This window comes from Riemerella columbipharyngis, from assembly GCF_900101995.1.
GTDB classification, from domain to species: domain Bacteria; phylum Bacteroidota; class Bacteroidia; order Flavobacteriales; family Weeksellaceae; genus Riemerella; species Riemerella columbipharyngis.
This window is the reverse complement of the sequence record NZ_FNAS01000033.1, coordinates 1-4,245: the sequence shown is the minus strand read 5'-3', so window position 1 is coordinate 4,245 and position 4,245 is coordinate 1. Positions and strand designations below refer to the sequence as shown.

At 31.8% G+C, this 4,245-nt stretch carries 5 protein-coding genes; all 5 read left to right on the top strand.

The features are described from left to right. Window positions 1-119 precede the first annotated feature (119 nt). Window positions 120-605, top strand: coding sequence for a phage holin family protein (locus tag BLS89_RS10260; RefSeq protein WP_092738123.1), 486 nt, complete (start codon window positions 120-122; stop codon window positions 603-605). Beyond that, entirely contained in the window at window positions 580-1,005 is a 426-nt protein-coding gene (locus BLS89_RS10255) for an N-acetylmuramoyl-L-alanine amidase (RefSeq protein WP_092738125.1), read from the top strand. The genes BLS89_RS10260 and BLS89_RS10255 overlap by 26 nt, the downstream gene beginning before the upstream one ends. A 1-nt stretch (window position 1,006) precedes the next feature. Then, on the top strand, window positions 1,007-1,555 hold the full coding sequence (locus tag BLS89_RS10250; RefSeq protein ID WP_092738121.1) for a hypothetical protein: 549 nt from the start codon (window positions 1,007-1,009) through the stop codon (window positions 1,553-1,555). Between the two features lie 90 nt (window positions 1,556-1,645). Next, window positions 1,646-2,185, top strand: a complete 540-nt coding sequence (locus tag BLS89_RS10245; RefSeq protein ID WP_092738119.1) for a Panacea domain-containing protein — start codon at window positions 1,646-1,648, stop codon at window positions 2,183-2,185. 22 nt (window positions 2,186-2,207) lie between these two features. Beyond that, window positions 2,208-3,953, top strand: a complete 1,746-nt coding sequence (locus BLS89_RS10240; RefSeq protein WP_143017773.1) for a hypothetical protein — start codon at window positions 2,208-2,210, stop codon at window positions 3,951-3,953. The last annotated feature ends 292 nt before the right edge of the window (window positions 3,954-4,245 follow it).

The window sequence follows — 4,245 nt, the reverse complement described above, 5'->3', positions numbered from 1 at the left end:
GGGGGCTTTAACCTCAACGGACAAGGAGTGAATAACGTGAATGATTTGCAAATAGTAAATGAGGCATTTGCGACGATATTAGAAATCATTAATCCAAGACAGGATAAGGAGTAAGAGCTATGATATTAGACTTTTTAAACAGAAATTTTGCAGATATTCTTATACAGCTGGGGATAGTTTGCACGGTATGGGTAGCGGTACTTATCGCTATGATAGTAGATTTTATTTTTGGATTAAGGAAAGCACGACAATTAGGTGAAGTACGCACCAGCGAAGGCTATCGCAGAAGTATTAATAAAGTAGTGTTTTACTACTCAATGATGACTTTCGCCTTGCTTTTCGACTTTCTTGATGTCATCACCCCTACAGTACTTCCGAAGCCCTTATCTGCAATTCCGTTGTTTAGTATTTTAGGGGCTACAGCTTTGGTTTTTACCGAAGTAAAGTCGGTATACGAAAAAGGAGAGGATAAGCTCAGGAGACGAGTAAGCAAAAGTGCTGTGGATTTAATGGAGGTCTTTTTGCAAAACAGAGATATATTAGAAAACATTGCTAATAAAATCAATGAAAATAAAGAAAATGAAAAAGAGCAAGCGAACTATTAAATATTTGGTGGTGCATTGTACGGCAACGCCCGAAGGTAAAGATTTTAAAGCAAAGGATATTGACCAATGGCACAAAGCACGAGGTTGGCGGGAGATTGGTTACAACTATGTGGTGGATTTGAACGGCTCTATTGAATTTGGGCGTGATGTAGACAAGATACCCGCACAGGTCAAAGGTTTTAACGCTAATGCCATAGGGGTAGTCTATGTGGGCGGAGTGGATGCAAAAAGCAACCCCAAAGATACACGGACAACGGCACAAAAAGCCTCGTTATTGAAGCTTTTGAAAGACCTGCGGAAGCTCTACCCTATGGCGAAAATCTTAGGACACAGAGACTTTCCAAATGTACGCAAAGCGTGTCCAAGTTTTGATGCGAAAACAGAATATAAAAACATTTAGGATGAAAAATATACTAAAGATACTTGCTTTATTAGTTCTTTTCGGTTGCAGAACGCAAACCACACAAACCGAAAAACGCACGGAAGTACAAACCACCAGCCAAACCCAAACAAGGCAAACAGAAAGCTCTGTAAGCAATCTTTTGGAAAGACAAGAGGACTATCAACTTAGCCTAAAAAACTTCGGTTACGATTTTACTTTGAAAAGCCAAGACAGCACGAAACCAGCGAGAATAACCGAGTATCGCAACGGCAAGCCTTATCGTGAAATTGTCGCTAAAAACGCGGTGTACACCGAAAAGAAAAACCAAAAAGATAGCACAGAGAGCAGACGAGTAACAGAGCTTACAGTTCAAATAAACGCCTTAAAAACACAGGTAGAAAGTCAGCAGGAGCAAATCAAAACTATGGAGGTGGAGCAAGTCAAAACGAAAACCGACACGATGAAGATAGCTTATAATTTCAAGTATTTGCTGTGGGTGGTTATGCTGCTCATTGCCTTTATCGCGTATGTTTTTATCCAGTTTAAAAGGCTTTTAAAGGACAAATAACCAAGAAAAAAAATATGATAAAAATCAATTACCTCAAAAATTTGTTGTATTTTTAGAACAAAAAAGGAATGAAAAATTTATATTTGCATCATGGACGAAGATAATAAAATACCCGCTTTCGAGTATATTCTTTTGAAATTAAATGACTGGTATCATGAAGTTTTTCCTAATAAAAAAGAAGAAGAGAATGATATTAGCATATTGAAAGCTATGAAGTTATTATTTTTTACAGCTTCGGTTAATAGGTCTGATAAGGGGGGGGAACATGAAGATTTATTAGATATATTTGGTAATTTCCAAGCATGGCCTTACGGTCATGTAGAGGCAGATGTCTATAATAATTTTAGAAATTCCACTAATATAGTATTAGATAGACACAAACTAATTATAAGTAATATAGAGGCTATTGAAAATTGGGCAAATAAAAATCCTGAACTTTCTAATAAGATAAATGGAAGTATAAAAGCTCTGAAAGAAAAAAATATTGATTTAATAAAGAAAGGAGCCTTTGATTTGGTAGATATAAGTCATTCTTATTTAACTTGGATTTATTATCATCAATATAGAAAAGAACATAACACAACAATTCCTATTGCAGAAATAAGAAATGAGGAAAAGTATTATAGCTGAGAGTTCCGAAAATTTTCAACTATTGGTAGAGCGTGTGTTAAATAATAATACCTACCAAGGGACTCTTAATGATCTTTCTTGCATAAAAACTTTCACTCATAGTCTGTTCGCTTCTCTAATTAAAGGAGAATATGCTGATAATGAAATAGACATTATTTCATATTTACCTCAAAAGCCTGAAGATGAACTTATTTCAAATTCATTTTTTCAAGAACAGGGAGGAGTATCCGTTGTCTATGAAATATCCAATTTATATCGTCGTTTTATAAAAGAATATAGATTCTATCAAAATGATAATGAAGATTTTATCTATATCAGAACTCCTACCCCTGAATACAATGACCAAACATTAGATCTATTTATTGCTGGTATTGAAGTTTCAATTATTGATATTCATTTTTCCGAGTTAGTTGTTATTTTTAGAGAATTAGGGGATTTGAGAAAAAAAGTAGAGAACCTTACTAAGGCTTCTTTGCAAAGATACCGCGGGGATATACTGAAAAAGATAAACTTTCTATTGTATAAATGGAAAAAAAGAGCTTTTCTCAATAATAAAAAAATTCAATTTAGCTTTGACGGAGAAAGAGATGATTATTCAGAGACGGACTTCCTAATTAAACAAGATAATAATTGTAAAGAGTGGAAAAAATTAATAGACTATATAGATAGCCATTATGATGGTAATAAAGATTCATTTGTCAGAAAGCAGTGTGAAGATTTATTGAAAACAGATTTTGATTTATACAATGCCACTGCTAGGGAGTATCATGCGTTAATCAAATATCATAAAGATATTACTAAGAATGTAAATTGTCTAGAAAATATCGTATCAGCTATTGATTATCGAAGAAAAAAGAATAACAATATTATATGGGAGATAAACTACTCATATGCTAAGAATAATAAATTTTCTCTTTTTGTTGAATCTTGTGAGGATAAATATAAATTAATTGAGCAGTACAATTATCTTAAAAATGATGATAAAAACTATTTTTTACAGTTTAAAACATTAAATAAAGCTTTAGAATTATTAGGAAAAGAATTAACAGAGGTAGACATAACTAAAGTTTTAAACATTAATTTATTCTTGACGGAAAAATTAGAACCTATTTACAATGCCTATAAAAACAATATGGAATGGTCTATAGAACATTCCCATAAAATGTTATATAGACTTCCTTATGAAGAATGCTTAATAGGAAATATCTATATTCATTCTGGATTCATGTTACCTCCGTCCAATAAAGAAGCCTACGATAATTATGAGCAAATTAAAAGAAAACACGAAACTTTATTGATGACAATAGAAAGTCTTAGTAAAATAACACCTATAGCTGATAATGTTAAAGAGTTAAATGATAAAGTAAAAAAATCAGAAGTAAAAGCTGTTGAGTTGATAGCTTTGTTTACAGCATCAATAGCCTTTATTATGGGAGGTGTTCAAGGCTTTGCTTTTGTGAAAAGCCTTTGGAGTGCATTAGCGTTTTTATCTGTTTTTGCTACTTCTTTAATTTCATTTTTGCTAGCCCTTTTGCTAATTACAAGATACAATGAAGGAATTTTAAAGAAGTTTATTTGCCATATAATAATTGTTTATACGGCATTGATAGGCATAATCTATATGAGTATGAGATTTGCTCAAGATGAAGAGAATAAAGATAGCGAATATAACTTAAATAAAAATATTTCTTCTCAGCATATTGATAAAAATGCTCATGTACCTACAAATAATTCAAAGAAAATAATAAAAGATTCTATGCGAAAATAATGTTTATTATACTTGGAATAATAAACATTATCAGTTGAAACTAAATACCGATCATTTCATTTTGCTCATTACAATTGTAATATTTTTTGCACATTTCGTTTTAGAAAACTGCACATCTCGTTTTGCGGGTTATATTTAATATATATTTATAAATATATGTATATTTGTATTATAAATTATAATTATAATCTGTGATAAGGTTTGATAGTGTTATTTGTGCAGAATATTTATTAGCTATTGCTTATTCAAGGAGCATAGTTCTGAATATAACGAAAGTTCAAAAATTGCTTTA